Below are 16319 nucleotides of genomic sequence, written 5' to 3'. Positions count from 1 at the left end.
CGACGAACGACGGGTCCTGCCAGTCGTAGTCCTGCCCGGAACGCCCGAAGGCCTGCGCGCCCGTGGCGAAGGCGATCGACACCGTCTCCCGGTAGTTGCGTCCGAGGAGCCTGCTGCCCTCCGGGAACGCCTGCTGCGCGACCAGGGCGTCCACGAGCTCCTGGTCCGCCGCGCGGAGGGTCGGCCCGAACACGTCGAGCGGAGCAGCCGCGGAGCCCGCGGTCGTGATCGGCGAGAACGGCGCTGCACGCATGAAGACGTTCTGCGACCAGGACGCCCCGACCACGCCGAGGACCGCCACGACCGCGATCGCCGAACGGATCCGACGCGCGGTGCCGATCGCTCGGAACACCGACGGCAGCAGCGCCCCGGCGATGAGGAGCGTGCCGGTGAGCAGCGGGAGGTAGTAGCGCGCGTTCCCGCCGCCCATCTCGACGGTCGTGATCGCCGCGTAGCCGAGCCCGTACACGCCGGTCGCGATGCCGGTGAGCACCGCGAACGGGTGGCGGCGCCAGGTCACGAGGCCGAGGAGCACCGCGACACCGAACACGATCCCGATCGGGATCACCGCGGCCCCGAAGGCGACGATGCGCTGCACGTAGTAGGGGAACGCGGCGACGCGGGCCGAGACGTAGTAGTCGAGCCGGTCGAGCAGTCCGGTGCCGCGCTCGGACCGGGCGCTCGGGCCGTCCGTCGATCCGGTGTCCGCGCCGGTCCGCGGGGCCGAGAGGGTGTTCGCGGCGTACAGCGACGCCGTCCGGTCCTCCGTCGCCGACACCGCGGAGTCGTTCGGCGGTGTCGGCAGGAGGTACTCGTCCCCGGTGTCGGAGGTGCCCGCGGACGGGTCGAACTTCTTCGAGATGTTGACGTCGAACGACGAACCGATCGTGACCGTGCCGTACTTGAGCGACTGTGCGACGACCCAGGGGGCGCACAGCAGGACGGTCACGAGCACCGCCGTCCCGACGACCAGGAACGCCCGGGGCGACCGGTTGCCCGGCATCCGGCCGAGGGACCGCACGGCGACCCAGACGAGCGTCACGACGACGAAGACCGGCACCGTGTACAGCTTCGCGACGTAGCCGAACGCGCACACGACGCCGAGGAACACGCCGGCGAGGACCATCGCGCGTGCACTGCCGCCCCAGGCCCGGTCCGCGTGCCACACCGCCCAGACGAAGAGGACGAACCACAGCACCACGAGGAGGTCGGGCGTGTCCCGGCCGACGTTGCCGAGGAGCACGGGCACGGTCGCGGCGTTCACCCAGAGCGCCACCGCGCCGCGTCCGGTCACTCGGACGAGCAGTGCCGTCTGGACGACGAGCACCGCCGCGCACGTCGCGACGTTGACGACCATGAACGCGGTCGTCGCACCGAGGCCGAGTCCGATCACGGGCGCCATGAGCCAGGACACCAGGGGCGACCAGTAGGCGTTGACGGCGTCCGACCAGTCCCCGGCGGCGTACTGCCGCGCGATCGACATGTACGAGACACCGTCGATGTTCGTCGTCACCGCGCGGGAGCGGTAGCCGATCGACGCGCACAGGACGACCGCGACGAGGATCAGCGCACCGTTCGCGATGTGCGCGCCGCTCGGCCGGACCCGGCGGCGCCGCGGCTCCGTTCCGCTGCCCGCCGTCGGCGCCGGGCCCGGCGGCGTCCGGACCGGCGCGCCGGTGCGCGGCGCCGTCTCCGCGGCCCCGGTGTGCGGCACCGTCGACGTCGTGGTCGCCGCGGCGTCCGTCACGCGGTCGCGAGCGACCCGCGCTCGAGCTCGGCGATGAGCGGCTCGGGGTGGGCGAGGTCCATCGCCCGCGTGTTCACGTAGAGCAGCCGGTCGAACTGCCGGAGCAGGCGGACGATGACGTCGTGCTCGAGCGACCGGAACGCGGCGACGCGACGGCTGTCCGGACCGAGGATCGCGAGCATGCTGTCGTTGAGGTCCTCGGACGCGGCGATGGCGTCGGCGAGCTCGTGCACGTTGTCCTCGGTGATCCGCACCTCCTCGACCGCCGGTCCGGTCTTCCGGAGGAACCCGATGGCCGTGTACGGCACGGCGGTCGCGAAGACGTCGCCCGGGTAGAGCTCGTCCGCGTGGACGCGCGTGGAGATGAGGAACTCACGACGCAGCACGCGCTCGAGCACCCACCGGAGCACGTTCTTCGTGTAGACGGCGACCTGGTACTTGGTCGGGATGCGGGCGTCGACGAGGTTCCGGATGTTGTAGGTGAAGACGTGGAGCGGCCGCGGGTACGGGTGGACCCGGCCGCTCCGGAGCTCGACGAAGAGCAGGTCGTCGCCGAGGAGCTTGTAGCCCGCCGCCATGAGCGACATCGACAGCGTGGTCTTGCCGGTGCCGCCGTACGCCGGGAGCAGGAAGCCCTTGTCCGTCGATGCCACGCCCCCCGCGTGCAGGAGCAGGACGTCCTCCTGCAGCAGCTTCGCGTAGACGATCGGCTCGAGCACCTGCGCCTGCAGGTACACCCCGATCGCGTTCATGTAGACGCGGTCGATCGGGTGCTCGCGGAACCAGATCGTGACGTGGTCGGTGTCGATGCCGCGGATGACGTACGAGTACCGGAAGAGCCCCTTGAAGCGCTCGGACCGGACGATGTCGCCGGGCTGGCGAGCCGGCGGCCGCTTGGTGATGTGGACGTCGACGCGCAGTGCTGCCGCGTCGGCGCCGGTGTCGCTCGAGATGCGTGCGTACTCGTTGTCGAAGTAGCGTCGCCAGCCGGCGTGTTCCGTGTGCAGGACGATGTCGAGGATGCCGTAGAAGCGGTACGTCGACGTGCTCCGAGCATGCTCTGGGTGGGGGGCCATGGTGTCCTTCCGTTCACGGCCCGTTCATCCTACCGGTGTGGATCCTCAGTCTTGACGATCACTCGATGTGGTATGCGCGTCGCGCGTCACCCAGCGCGCCCGCACGGACAGCCCGGCGCGGAGCAGGACGCGCAGCGGCCAGAGCCACCACGCGCGGTACTTCCGCGACAGGTAGCGGTAGGCGCTGCGGTGGTGCTCGATCTCCATGCGGCGTCGGTTCGACGACGTCGAGTGCGCCCCGGTGTGCGTGACGACGGCCGAGGGCACGTACACGTTGGCGTGGCCCGCGCGGCCGACCCGCTGCCCGAGGTCCACGTCCTCGAAGTACATGAAGTACGACTCGTCGAAGCCGCCGAGCTCGCGGAACAGCGACGCGCGGACGAGGAAGCACGCGCCGGACAGCCACCCCGCCTCGCGTTCCACGACCTGGGTCGTCGACCAGTACCGCTGACTCCACGGGTTCGCCGGCCACACCCGCGAGAACGCGGCGTGCCCGAGCCCGGTCCGGAGCGACGGGAGCTGTCGGGCCGACGGGTAGGTGTCGCCCTGCTCGTCGAGGATGCGCGGACCGAACGTCCCGGCACCCGGCAAGCGGTCAGCGGCACGGACGAGCTCGTCGATCGACCCGGGGCCGAGCACGACGTCGGGGTTCGTGACGAGCAGGAACTCCGGACGCACGTCGGGCAGGACGTCGTCGAGTGCCGTCAGCGCCGCGTCGATGCCGCCGCCGTACCCGCGGTTCCCGCCCGAGGACACCACCGTGGCGCCGTAGGACTCGCCGATCGCCCGGAGTGCGTCGAGGTCGGCGGATCCGTTGTCGGCGATCACCACCGCGACCGGGGTCGTCGAGGCATCGGCGACGCTCGCGAGGAAGGGCCGGATGGTCTCGCCCGTGTTGTAGGTGACGGTGAGGACCGCCACGCGCGGCGACGCGGTCACCGGGTACCTCCTGCGCGCGGACCCACGGCGCGGGCGTGCACGTCGGCGTACGCCCGGACGTGGACCGCCGCGGTGGCGTCCCACGTGAAGTCGTCGGCGCGACGGAGCGCGGCCGCCCGGTGCGTCTCGATGCGGGACGGGTCGTCGAGGAGCGCCGCGATCGTCGTCGCGATCGCCTCGGCGTCGGGCTCGGTGTACACGGCGGCGTCGCCGCCGACCTCGGGCAGCGACAGACGCGGCGTGGTGACCACGCAGGCACCGGACGCCATGGCCTCGACCACCGGCAGCCCGAAGCCCTCGCCGAGGGACGGGTAGACGACGAGCTCCGCGCCGCCGAGGAACCCGGCGAGGTCCTCGAGCGGCAGGTAGCCCGCCTCGACCACGTGGTCGTCGTCCTGCAGGGCGTCGAGGCGTGCGGTCGCGGACCCGTCCCAGCCCCGAGCGCCGGACAGCACGAGCCACGGCGTGTCCGACCCGGTCGCGGTGCGGGCGTCCCGGACGGCGGCGTACGCGTCGAGCAGCGCCGTCACGTTCTTACGCGGTTCGATCGTCCCGAGGAAGGCGATCCACGGCGCCCCCTCCGGGAGGGTCGCGGCGATCCGGGCGTCCTCGACCTCTGCCGGCGAGGGCTCGTGGAAGACGGCGCGGTCGACGCCGAGCGGTGCCACCCGCACGTCGGCGCGGGTGCCGGTCACGACGCGGGCGGCCTCGGTCGCGGTCGCCGCGCTCGGCACGACGACCACCGGTCGGCTGCGGAGCGACCGACGGCTCCACCAGGTGAAGAACGTGCGCTTCAGCCGCGAGTGCCACTCCGGGTTCGAGAAGAAGGTGGCGTCGTGCAGGGTCACGACCGAGCCGCCGCGCCAGGCGAACGGGAACGTGTAGTGCGGCGAGTGCAGGACGTCGGCGTGCAACCGGCGGCCGAGCAGCGGCAGCCCGGTCTGCTCCCAGACGAAGCGCAGCGGCACCGACCGGGTCCAGCGCGGGGCAGCGTGCACCGAGGCGGAGGGCGCGAGCGCGGCGAAGTGGTCCACGTGCTCCGGTCGGACGACCACGTGCACGTCGAGGTCGGGTGCGGTGAGGTGTGACACGAGGCCCTCGACGTACCGACCGACGCCGCCGAGCGCTGCCGGTACGGCCGTCCCGTCGATCAGGACGGTGGTGTGCGGCACGCGAGGATCCTTCCGGCCGGGGCCGTCGACGGGGGAGCGACCAGGATAGCGCTCGTCGCTCATGCGCCGGGGTCCACCGAACGGCGCGGCACGCTCGCACGACGGTCCTCGCGCAGTCGACGCGCCAGGTGCCGGGGGAGGTGCGCTGCGACGTCGACCAGCGCTGCCAGGACGAGCCGCGCCTCCCGGCGGTCCCGAGCGGACGCGAGTCCGCGCAGCCCCCGCACCGTGGTGCGGACCGTCGCCCGGACGACCGTCGACCACGGAGCGTGCCAGAGCGCGACGACGAGTCGGTTCCGCGCGTTGCGGAAGACGAAGAGGTCGCTCTGCACGCCCGACGACGCGGAGTGGTCGTGCTCGACGACGGCGTCCGCGACGTGCTCGACGCGCCAGCCGCGGCGGCGGAGCCGCCAGGCGAGCTCGGTGTCCTCGTAGTACATGAAGAGCGACTCGTCGAGCAGCCCGACGTCGTCGAGGGCGCTCCGTCGGAGCGCGCTCGCGCCGCCGGAGAACCCGAAGACGTCGACCTCTGCCGCGTGGTCGGCCGGCGAGAACCAGTCGCGGTCCCGGCCGTTGCCGTCGCGGTCCACGAGGACGCCGGTCGAGTTGAGACGGACCTCGCCGTCCGGCGAGGGCGTCCAGAGACGGCCGCCGTGGTCGCGGAGCGTCCGCTGGTCGCGGTGCGGTCGGGACCCGGCCGGGAGGCACGACCAGCGTCCGGCGAGGACGATGCGGCCCGTCGCGGCTGCGGTGTCCGGCGCGGCGCGCGCCAGGTGGTCGCGGAGCGCCGCGACGAACCCCGGCGCGGGCTCGGCGTCGTTGTTGAGGAGGACGACGACGTCGGCATCGGTCGCGCGGATGCCGGCGTTCGCGCCGGCCGCGAAGCCGCCGTTCGTCGGACGGACCACGATCGTCGCGTCCGGCAGGGCTGCACGGAGCACGGCGACCGAGTCGTCGGACGAGCCGTTGTCGACGACCACGACCTGCGCCTCGGCGGTCGGGTCGTCGAGCACGGCACGGGCGGCGCGCTCGGTCAGGTCGGCGCGTTCCCAGTTGACGATGACGACCGCGGTCCGCGTGCCGTCGCCCGGCACGGTGGGTCCGGGCACGGTCAGAGCGCTTCGAGCGAGGGCTTCGCGTAGACGGTGCCGACGGCGTCGCCGAACGAGGGCACCTCGAACGAGTCGCACTCGGGAAGGTCGTGCAGGTGCCGTCCGGCGGAGTCCATCATCGAGACGTTGATGAAGTACTTCCCGGTGCCGAAGTTCGTGTCGGCGATCCGGAGCCGGAGCTTCCGTCGACCGTGCAGCGGCTCGAGGTGGACGCCCATGATGCCCGTCGTCGTGCCGTACACGACCTGACCGGCGGTGTTGTTGATCTGCACCGCGGCCTCCCAGTCGGCCACGCCGTCGAGGTGCTCGAACTCCATGTCGACCACGAGGTCGTCGCCGGGGGTGATCGGGGCGCGGTGCTCCTTGCCCTCGGCGCGCACGGTGGCGCCGAGCACGGTGCCGCGGCCGACCGCGACGTCGGCGCTCAGCTCGCCGGACCGGCGCTCCTCGAGCACGTCGCGGAACTTGCTCACCGCCTGCACCGCGTCCCCGTCGTGCAGGACCTTGCCCTTGTTGAGCAGGACGACGCGGTCGCACATCTCCTGCACCTGGCTGAGCGAGTGCGTGACGATGATGATCGTCTTGCCTTGCTCCTGGAACGAGCGGATGCGGTCGAGGCACTTGCGCTGGAACGCCTCGTCGCCGACCGCGAGCACCTCGTCGACGAGCAGGACGTCCGGGTCGGTGTGGACGGCGACCGCGAACGCGAGACGCACGTACATGCCGGAGCTGTAGAACTTCACCTGGGTGTCGATGAAGTCGCCGATCCCCGAGAACGCGAGGATGTCGTCGAAGCGCTCCTCCGTCTCCTTCCGGCTCAGACCGAGCAGGGACGCGTTGAGGTAGACGTTCTCGCGGCCGGACAGGTCCGGGTGGAACCCGGCGCCGAGCTCGAGCAGCGCGGCGAGACGACCGCGGCGGGAAACCGTGCCGGAGGTCGGCTGGATGATGCCGCCGATCGCCTTGAGGAGGGTCGACTTGCCGGAGCCGTTCTGCCCGATGAGGCCGACGGTGGAGCCGGCCTGGATCGTGACGCTGACGTCGTCGAGCGCCCAGAAGTCCTGCCGGTGCTTCCGACCGGCGCGGCCGAGGGTGACGATGCGCTCGCGGATCGTGTTGTCCTTGCGGACGGTGAACCGCTTGCGGACGTGGTCGATGACGATGACGTCGGGGCGTGCGGCGGACCGGGTCGTGGTCGACGGGGTCACCGGGGTGCTGATGGCCATGGTCTAGAGCTCCTGCGCGAAGTTGCCCTGCAGACGGGAGAACACCCGCTGCGCGCCGAGGAGGCAGACGACCCCGATGACGAACGCGATGCCGAGACGGAGCATCAGGTGCTCCGGGTAGACGACGTCCTTCGGGTCGTGCAGCCAGATGGCGTTCTGCATCCCGAGGACGGACAGGGTGAGCGGGTTGTTCGTGTAGACGGCGAGGATCCAGTCGACCTTGAGCCGGTCCACGACCATCGCGTACGAGTAGACGATCGGCGATGCCCAGAGCAGCACCATGAGCCCGACGTCGATGACGAACTGCACGTCACGCAGGTAGACGTTGAGCGCTGCGAGGACGAGCCCGATGGCCGCGCCGTAGACGAGGATCACGAGCAGCGACGGGATGAGGTAGACGAGTCCCTCGTGCCACGGGAACACCCCGATGACGAGGGTCGCCGCGATGAGGATGGCGAACTGGATGACGTAGTTCACCAGGGCGGCGCCCACGCTCGCGAGTGGGAACACCTCGCGCGGGACGTACACCTTCTTGATGAGGCCGGAGTTGCCGACGATCGACCCGGTCGAACCGGCCACGATCTCGCTGAACAGCGTGTACGCGCTGAGGCCGGTGAAGACGTAGATGGCGAAGTTGTCGATGCCCTTGGCCGCGCCGAGGATCTGCCCCATGACGAAGTAGTAGATGAGGAGCTGCGTCAGCGGGCGGACGAGCGTCCACACGAAGCCGAGCGCTGAGTCCTTGTACCGGGCCTTGAGGTCGCGACGCACGAGCATGCCGAGCATCTCGCGCTGCCGGAAGACGTCACGCAGCTCGCGCCAGGTCCCTCGTATCGCGCTCGTCGGGGCACCGACGACGACGAGGGGCTCGTCCGCGAGCGCAGCCATGCGGTTGTGATCGACCATGCGTCTCTTCGTTCGTGGGGGCAGGACCGGGACAGCATACTCGGCGGGCCTCCCGTGCCGACCTGAGTGGACGGGAGCCGACCGGGTGGTCCCGGGCTGCGTCCTCCGACCTGTCCGACAGGCGTCGTGCACCCCGTGCGGGGGTGATATCGGCCGGATATAACCCTCAACCTTCACTTTCGGGTTACCGTGTGTGCAACCCGGACCCTTGTCAACATCCACAGGACGGCCCGTCAGCATGCTCTTCGCTCCACGGCCGATCGCTGCGTTCGCGGTGGTCGGCGCGCTCAGTCTCCTCGTGGCCGGGTGTTCCGCCGGCGACGGCGATCCGGCTCCCTCCTCGTCCCCGACGGCATCGGCGACCGCGTCGTCGACCGCGACCGCGACCGCACCAGCGTCCGGCGGCAGCGCCTCGGCGGCGCCGTCGGACGGATCGACACCGGTCGGCGGCGGCGCCGGTTCGTCGGACGACAGCGGCGACGGCGGCGCCTCCGACGACGACACCCCCGGCGCCTTCCCGGGCTCGGGGGAGTCCGCGCAGCCGGACACCGACCCGGCCTCGTTCCCGGCGACCGCGGTCGTCACGTTCGCCGGTTGGGACGCCGGCAGCCGCACGCTGCAGGCCGGCGGCCTCGTCTCCGGCACGACGAACGCCTCGGGCACGTGCACCTTCACCGCGACGAAGGGCGGCACGACCCGCACCGCCACCAGCTCCGCGCAGGCCAGCCCGAGCGCGGTCAACTGCGCGCAGGTGTCCTTCCCGGCCACGAAGGTGTCCTCGGGCACGTGGTCGATCACACTCCAGTACGCGGTCGGGTCGAAGTCGACCACGTCCGACCCGATGACGGCGGAGGTGCCGTGATGATGCAGACCACCCGACCCCGTCGGCGTCCACTCCGGACCTCGCTCGCGATGGTCGCCGCGCTCGCGGTGGCGGTGACCGGGCTCACGTTCGGCACCGTGCTCGCCGAGCAGACGACGACCGAGCCGGCGTCCGCGGCGACCGCGAGTGCGTTCGACCCGGGCAACATCATCTCGGACGCGAACTTCTACGACGGTTCCGCGATGTCCGCGTCCGGTGTGCAGTCCTTCCTCAACAGCGTCGCGCCGAACTGCCGGCAGCAGTCCGGGGCGCCGAAGTGCCTCAAGGACTTCACGCAGAACGTCCCCGCGATCAAGGCCGTCGCCGGACGCTGCGCCGCGATCGCCGGCGGGACGAAGAGCGGCGCGACGATCATCGCGCAGGTCGGTGCGGCGTGCGGGATCAGCCAGAAGGCGCTCCTCGTCCTGCTGCAGAAGGAGCAGGGCATCGTCGCGACGAACGCCCCGACGAACTGGATGTACCAGCACGCCACGGGCTTCGCCTGCCCGGACACCGCGCCGTGCGACCCGGCCTACCGCGGGTTCGCGCAGCAGGTCTACGCGGCAGCGCTGCAGTTCAAGCGCTACCAGGCCTCACCGACGTACTGGGCCTACCAGGCCGGCCGGAACAACTCGATCCTCCTCAACCCGAACGCGGCGTGCGGCCGCAAGACGGTCTACATCAAGAACCAGGCGACGGCCGGGCTGTACATCTACACGCCGTACACGCCGAACACCGCCGCGATGAACAACCTCTACGGCACCGGGGACAGCTGCTCCGCCTACGGCAACCGCAACTTCTGGCGCATGTACACCGACTGGTTCGGCTCGCCCACGGGTGGTTCGTCACCGATCGGGAGCCTCGACACCGTGACGGGCGGCTTCGGGCAGATCGTGGTCAGCGGCTGGACCGCCGACCCGGACACCACCGCCGCGATCCGAGCGCACGTCTACGTCGACGGCGTCGGCAAGGCCTCGCTCGGCGCGAACGGTCAGCGCGCCGACCTCGGGGGACGCCTCGGAGCGGGCAACACCGCGCACGGGTACTCGACGACGCTGACGGGCATCCGCTCCGGCAAGCACAACGTGTGCGTCTACGGCATCAACACCGGACCCGGGTCGAACGTGCTCCTCGGGTGCAAGGACGTCGCCGTCCCCGGCGGCACCCCCACCGGGGCCATCGACGCCGCTTCCTCCGTCGCCGGCTCGCTGACGATCCGCGGCTGGGCGATCGACCGCGACACGGCCGCCGCCACGCAGGTGCAGGTCCGGGTCGGCGGCAAGACGCTCGGCACGCTCTCAGCGAACCAGAAGAAGAGCGGGTTGGACAAGGCGAAGCCGGGCTACGGGGACAACCACGGCTACAGCGGCACCGTGAAGGGCTTCCCGGCCGGGACCAACACGGTCACCGTCCACGCGAAGGACCTGTCGAACGGCAAGTGGGTGCAGGTCGCGTCGAAGTCCGTCAAGCAGGCGACCGGGTACCCCTGGCTCGCCGTCGACGAGCTGGCGTCGAAGGCACCCGGCAAGCTCCTCGTCCGTGGATGGGCGATCGACCCGGACACCACCGGAGCGGTGCGCATGGCGTTCTACCTCGACGGCAAGGGCCTCGCATCGCCGTGGGCCGACCAGACGAAGCCCGGACTCGGCACCGCGAAGCCCGGCTACGGCGACGACCACGCGTACCGCCTCGAGCGGAGCGGCATCTCGGCGGGCAAGCACACCCTCTGCATCATCGCGATCAACCAGGGGCCGAAGGCCGTCAACGCGAGCACGTGCCGTTCCTTCTCGACCCCGACCGGGCCGCCGAAGGTGACGGTCGACGCCGCGGCGTCAGCCGGTCTCGGCAAGATCGCCGTCTCGGGGACCGCCTACGACCCGGACACCACGGCCGCGGTCGCGATGACCTGGACCGTCGACGGCAAGCAGGTCGCCACCGGCAAGGCGGACGTGCAGGACACGGCCTTCGGCAGGAAGTACCCGGGCTACGGGAACGGCCACGGCTACGCCGCGACCCTGACCGGGATCGGACCGGGCAAGCACACGGTGTGCTCGGTGGCGAAGAACGTCGGCGGCGGGGCGGACACGAAGTCCTGCGCGACCGTCCAGGCGGCCTCCGGGAACCCGACCCTCTTGCTCGACGAGGTCTCGTCGCCCGCCGCCGGCCAGGTGAAGGTGCGCGGGTGGGCGATCGACCCGGACACGGCGGACGCGCTGCGCGTCCATGTGTACGTCGACGGTGTCCCGAAGAAGAGCATCGCCGCCGACCAGACGAAGGCGCTCGGCACGACCTACGCCGGCTACGGGACGAACCACGCGTTCAGCACCGCGGTGCAGGGTCTGACGAGCGGCGCCAGCGTGAAGGTGTGTGCCTACGCGATCAACACGGGCGCCGGGGCGAACACGGGCGTCTGCAAGAGCGTCACCGTGCGGTGACGCGGTCGGGTCGTCGCCACTGACGGACGGGAGGCACGGTGCCGGTCGGCGCCGTGCCTCCCGTCCGTCTTCCGTCGCGTCCGTCCGTCGGCCGGCGCGTCAGCGACGCAGGGCGCGCCGCGCGACCTGCGTCGCCCTGTGCAGGGTGCGGTACTCGAACGAGTGCGTCAGCCCGTCGTAGCGCCGCGCGATGTCGTCCCGCTCGGCCTCGGCGGAGCGCCGGGCCGCGTCGAACCCGGCTGCCGCGGACTCGGAGGCGATGAGCCGCTCGTTGATGGCCTCGACACCGGAACGGTGCACGTCACGCTCGGCGGCGGTGGTGCGGAGCTCCTCGCGGAGGAGCGTCGCCCACCGCAGCATCGGCGACCGAGCGCCTGAACGACGACGGGCGGACGCGACCGCGGCGTCGAGGACCGGCCCGACCTGCGACGCCCGTGCGGCGTACGTGTGCCGCTCGGTCACGATGCCGCGCAGCCGGTCCACGAGCGCGGCCCGCTCTGCCTCGGGGACCGCGACGGCACGTTCGAGCGACGCGGCGTCGTCGTAGACCGGGACGTCGGACAGCCCGAGCTCGTCCAGTCCCAGCGCACAGTCGGTCACGGGCAGGGCGCCGCAGGCGAGGGACTCGTACAGCCGCGAGTTGAGCGTGCCGAACTCGGCGGCCGGGGCGATGACGTCGTCGACCACGAACGCCGCGGCACGGTAGACGTCCGGGAGCGCGAAGTACGACACCATCGGCCGCAGCTCGACGCCCGGCGACGGTTCGACGTGCTCGGCGTTCGCGGCGAACCACACGATCGGTTCGCGCGGGCGGACCGCCTCGAGCACGTCCTGCACACGACGTCGGACACCCCAGAAGTTCACCGTGGTCACCGCGCGGTCGCTGCGTGGCACGCCCTCGACCGTCGAGAAGAGGTCGGTGTCCACGGCGATCGGGACGACCTCGACCGGGCCGGAGCAGTGCTCGGCGACGGCATCGCGTGCGATCGTCGAGGACGTCCACACGGAGTCGAACTCGTCGAGGTACGGCAGCGACGCCCACTGCGCGGTCCAGTTCCTGACCCAGGCCACGAGCGCGGTGCCGGCCGGCACCAGCCCGGGCACGAAGGACTCGATCATGCTGACGAGGACGGCGGTGTCCGCGGGGACCTCCTCCGCCCACCGCTCGATCGGCCAGAGCGCCACGCCCCACCCGTCCGCGTGCAGAGCGCGGGCGAGTCCGAGCGCGACGAAGAGGTCGCCCTTCCCGGCAGCCACGTCGTCGGTCGACACGGCGAACCGCACGGTGCCGCGAGGCCCTTCGGAACACGCGCCGGCCGCGATCGCTGTGTACTCGGCCTCGAGCGGCGAGCGGGCGAGGTCGGACGGGAAGCGCTGGGTCGGCATCAGGTCATTCTGCCCGACCTCCAGCGTCCCGACGGCGAACGGCACGGTCCTCCTTGTAGGGTGTCATCGGCCGCCGGCGCTTCGGCGTGCGGCCACCGAGACCACCACGCGTGCACGCGTGTGAGCAGCTGGAGGAACCGCGTGAGCGAGCGCAAGGCCGGAGTCGTCTCCGTCGTCCTGGTGAACTACAAGGGCACGGACGACACCCTCACGAGCATCGCGGAGCTGCGGAAGCAGGACTGGCCGCAGGACAAGCTCGAGGTCATCGTCGTCGAGAACGGTTCCGGTCCGGAACACCTCGGCAGGCTCAAGGCGTCGGACCTCGACTTCACCCTCGTCGACGCGAACGCCAACCTCGGCTTCACCGGCGGCTGCAACCTCGGCGTGTCGAAGTCCTCCGGCGAGGTCGTCGCCTTCCTCAACAACGACGCCCGCCCCGACACCGGTTGGGTGCGCGAGGCGATGGCGACGTTCGCCTCCGGTGCGGACATCGGTGCGGTGGCGTCGAAGGTCCTCGACTGGGAGGGCGTGAACGTCGACTTCACCGAGGCCGCGATGACCTGGTACGGCATGGGCTACAAGCCGTTCGCCGGGTCGCCGGACACCGGCCGCTGGGAGAGCGAGACCGACGTCCTGTTCGGCACCGGCGCGGCGATGTTCATCCGGGCGGAGCTCTTCGAGCAGCTCGGTGGCTTCGACGACCGCTACTTCATGTTCTACGAGGACGTCGACCTCGGGTGGCGTCTCAACCTGCTCGGCTGGCGCTTCCGGTACCAGCCGAAGTCCGTGGCCTTCCACAAGCACCACGCGTCGATGAACAAGTTCGGCGACTTCCGCGAGACCTACCTGCTCGAGCGGAACGCCCTCTTCACGCTCTACAAGAACCTCGGCGACGAGCAGCTCGCGGCCGCGCTGCCCGGGTCCCTCGCCCTCGCGGTCCGTCGGGCGGTCGGACGCGGCGAGCTCGACTCGACCGAGCTCGATCTGCGCAACCCCGGCGACGACAGCGTGCCCACCATCCCGGTGCCGAAGACGAGCATGGCTGGCATCTACGGCGTCGACCAGTTCGTCGAGCAGCTGCCGTCGATGACGGAGTCGCGTCGGCAGATCCAGGCGACGCGCGTGCGCAGCGACCGCGAGCTGCTGCGGTTGTTCGGGAACCGCGACGAACCGGCGTACCCGATCGAGAGCTACCTCGCCGGGTACGACAAGATCGTGCACTCCCTCGGCGTGCTCGAGGTCGGCACCCGGCGGCGCGTCCTCATCGTCACGGGTGACGCCATCGGCGAGAAGATGGCCGGCCCCGCCATCCGGGCGACCCAGATGGCGAAGGAGCTCGCGAAGGAACACGACGTCCGCGTGGCGAGCCTGACCCGGTCGGAGCAGATCGACCCGTCGTACGAGGTCGTCACGGTCCCGCACCGACACCCCCGGCAGATGGTCGAGCACGAGGCCTGGGCCGACGTCATCGTCGTGCAGGGCCACGCCCTCCGGCTGTTCCCCGTGCTCGAGTCCACGCGGAAGATCCTGGTCGTCGACGTCTACGACCCGCTGCACCTCGAGCAGCTCGAGCAGGGCCGCAGCGACGACGTCGACCAGTGGAACCGGCAGATCCTCGACGCCTCGGACACGCTCAACCACCAGCTCGAGCTCGGCGACTACTTCATCTGCGCGTCCGAGCGGCAGCGCATGTTCTGGCTCGGCCAGCTCGCCGGTTCCGGCCGGGTGAACGCCCGCACCTACTCCCGCGACCCCGACCTCCGATCGCTCATCGGCGTCGTGCCGTTCGGCCTGTCGTCGACGCCGCCCGTGCACGACGTGCAGCGCGTCAAGGGCGTCGTGCCGGGCATCGGCAAGAACGACAAGCTCGTGGTCTGGGGCGGCGGCATCTACGACTGGTTCGACCCGATCACGCTCGTCCGCGCGGTCGGGGAGCTCGCGGCGAGGAAGCCGAGCGTCAAGCTCCTCTTCATGGGCGTCCAGCACCCGAACCCGGACGTGCCCGAGATGGACATCGTCGCGAAGGTCCGGGCGGAGGCCGACGCGCTCGGGCTCACCGGCAAGCACGTCTTCTTCAACGAGACGTGGATCCCGTACGAGGAGCGCGGGGCCTACCTGCTCGAGGCGGACGCCGGCGTCTCCACGCACTACGAGCACCTCGAGACCACGTTCTCGTTCCGGACACGCATCCTCGACTACCTCTGGGCGCGGCTGCCGATCGTGACGACGGCCGGCGACTCCTTCGGCGACCTCGTGGCCGCGGAGCGGCTCGGGATCGCCGTGCACGAGCAGGACGTGACCGGGCTCGCCGACGCCCTCGAGACCGCGCTCTTCGACAAGAAGGCCCGGACCGAGTTCATCGGCAACGTCGACCGCGTCCGCGAGCAGTTCACCTGGGAGAACGTGCTCGCGCCGCTCGTGGAGTTCTGCCGGAACCCGATCCGCGCCGCGGACAAGTCCGTCCGCGACACCGGAACGGCCGTCGCTCCGCACGAGATGCGGGTGCGTGTGCCGGAGCGCAAGAAGCTGTACGGCGTCCGGCACGACCTCGGTCGTGCGGTGCACTACCTCCGGACCGAGGGCCCCAGGAGCGTCGCGGGCAAGATCAAGCGTCGCCTCCAGAGCCGGTGACGACGCAGGGTCCCACCGCGCTCGTCGTCGTCCCGACGTACGACGAGGCGGAGAACGTCCGCGGGATCATCGAGGCCGTCCTCGGCGCCGTGCCCGCTGCGCACCTCCTGGTGGTCGACGACGGCAGCCCCGACGGCACGGGCGACATCGTCCGCGCCGTCGCCGCCGAGGACGACCGTGTGCACCTGCTGCAGCGATCGGGGAAGCTCGGGCTCGGTACGGCGTACGTGGCCGGCTTCCGGTGGGGGCTCGAGCGCGGGTACCCGCTGCTGGTGGAGATGGACGCGGACGGCTCCCACCCGGCCGACCGGCTCCCGGCGATGATCGACGCGGTCCGCTCCGACGACGGGGTGCTCCTCGCGATCGGGTCCCGGTGGGTCGCCGGTGGGTCCGTCGTCGACTGGCCGCTGCGGCGCGAGGTCCTCAGCCGGGGCGCGAACACCTACGCCCGGTTCGTGCTCGGCATCGGCGTGCACGACGTCACCGCGGGGTTCCGCGTGTACCGGGCGTCCGCTGTGGCCGCGATGGACCTCGACACGATCGACTCGAAGGGCTACTGCTTCCAGGTCGACATGACGCTGCGGGTCGACGCGCAGGGCGGGCGCATCGTCGAGGTGCCGATCCGGTTCCGTGACCGCGTGCACGGGGTGTCGAAGATGAGCGGCGGCATCGTCGTCGAGGCGATGCTGCGCGTGACCCAGTGGGGCTTCCAGCGTCGTTTCGGCCGTCGCCGCTGACCGCGGGGCCAGCTGACCGCGGGGCCTGCTGACGCGATGCGGGTCCGCGCCCCGCGCCCGACGCACCGACCGCCGGAGCGAGTAGGCGGA

The 16319-nt window shown here is 71.2% G+C and carries 12 protein-coding genes; 4 read left to right on the top strand and 8 right to left on the bottom strand.

The window, feature by feature from the left end; all coding sequences use genetic code 11:
* The 7 genes from NS184_RS14730 to NS184_RS14700 form a co-directional block, all read right to left on the bottom strand.
* The coding region (locus NS184_RS14730) for a hypothetical protein (RefSeq protein WP_152998244.1) at positions 1-1747 on the bottom strand (1747 nt) is incomplete at its 3' end.
* Positions 1744-2823 carry a hypothetical protein gene (locus NS184_RS14725; RefSeq protein WP_058726852.1) on the bottom strand — a complete coding sequence of 360 codons (1080 nt, stop codon included), beginning with the start codon at positions 2821-2823 and terminating at the stop codon, positions 1744-1746. The genes NS184_RS14730 and NS184_RS14725, both read right to left, overlap by 4 nt.
* Before the next feature lie 45 nt (positions 2824-2868).
* Positions 2869-3762: a glycosyltransferase family 2 protein gene (locus tag NS184_RS14720; RefSeq protein ID WP_058726851.1), complete on the bottom strand. Its 894-nt coding sequence runs from the start codon at positions 3760-3762 to the stop codon at positions 2869-2871.
* A complete protein-coding gene (locus NS184_RS14715) occupies positions 3759-4934 on the bottom strand; it encodes a glycosyltransferase family 4 protein (RefSeq protein WP_058726850.1) in 1176 nt (391 codons plus the stop codon). Before NS184_RS14715 ends, NS184_RS14720 begins: the two co-directional genes overlap by 4 nt.
* 59 nt (positions 4935-4993) lie before the next feature.
* The gene (locus NS184_RS14710; RefSeq protein WP_058726849.1) at positions 4994-6043 is read right to left on the bottom strand and encodes a glycosyltransferase family 2 protein; all 1050 of its coding nucleotides are present in this window, start codon (positions 6041-6043) and stop codon (positions 4994-4996) included.
* 2 nt (positions 6044-6045) lie between these two features.
* Positions 6046-7272 carry an ABC transporter ATP-binding protein gene (locus NS184_RS14705; RefSeq protein ID WP_058726848.1) on the bottom strand — a complete coding sequence of 409 codons (1227 nt, stop codon included), beginning with the start codon at positions 7270-7272 and terminating at the stop codon, positions 6046-6048.
* Between the two features lie 3 nt (positions 7273-7275).
* Positions 7276-8178, bottom strand: coding sequence for an ABC transporter permease (locus NS184_RS14700; protein WP_058726847.1), 903 nt, complete (start codon positions 8176-8178; stop codon positions 7276-7278).
* Between the two features lie 238 nt (positions 8179-8416).
* Between NS184_RS14700 and NS184_RS14695 the strand changes: the two genes are divergently transcribed.
* Entirely contained in the window at positions 8417-9040 is a 624-nt protein-coding gene (locus NS184_RS14695; protein ID WP_058726846.1) for a hypothetical protein, read from the top strand.
* The gene (locus NS184_RS14690) at positions 9040-11475 is read left to right on the top strand and encodes a hypothetical protein (RefSeq protein ID WP_058726845.1); all 2436 of its coding nucleotides are present in this window, start codon (positions 9040-9042) and stop codon (positions 11473-11475) included. Before NS184_RS14695 ends, NS184_RS14690 begins: the two co-directional genes overlap by 1 nt.
* 99 nt (positions 11476-11574) lie before the next feature.
* Here the strand turns inward: NS184_RS14690 and NS184_RS14685 are convergent, their stop codons facing one another.
* Positions 11575-12861, bottom strand: coding sequence for a glycosyltransferase (locus tag NS184_RS14685; protein WP_152998243.1), 1287 nt, complete (start codon positions 12859-12861; stop codon positions 11575-11577).
* A gap of 141 nt (positions 12862-13002) precedes the next feature.
* Between NS184_RS14685 and NS184_RS14680 the strand changes: the two genes are divergently transcribed.
* Positions 13003-15492 carry a glycosyltransferase gene (locus NS184_RS14680; RefSeq protein WP_058726843.1) on the top strand — a complete coding sequence of 830 codons (2490 nt, stop codon included), beginning with the start codon at positions 13003-13005 and terminating at the stop codon, positions 15490-15492.
* Positions 15489-16229 carry a polyprenol monophosphomannose synthase gene (locus NS184_RS14675; RefSeq protein ID WP_058726842.1) on the top strand — a complete coding sequence of 247 codons (741 nt, stop codon included), beginning with the start codon at positions 15489-15491 and terminating at the stop codon, positions 16227-16229. Before NS184_RS14680 ends, NS184_RS14675 begins: the two co-directional genes overlap by 4 nt.
* Positions 16230-16319: the final 90 nt, after the last annotated feature.

This window comes from Curtobacterium luteum (assembly GCF_001475545.1).
Taxonomy (GTDB): Bacteria; Actinomycetota; Actinomycetes; order Actinomycetales; family Microbacteriaceae; genus Curtobacterium; species Curtobacterium luteum_A.
The sequence above is the reverse complement of the archived record's forward strand: the minus strand, read 5'-3'. Positions and strand labels throughout refer to the sequence as shown.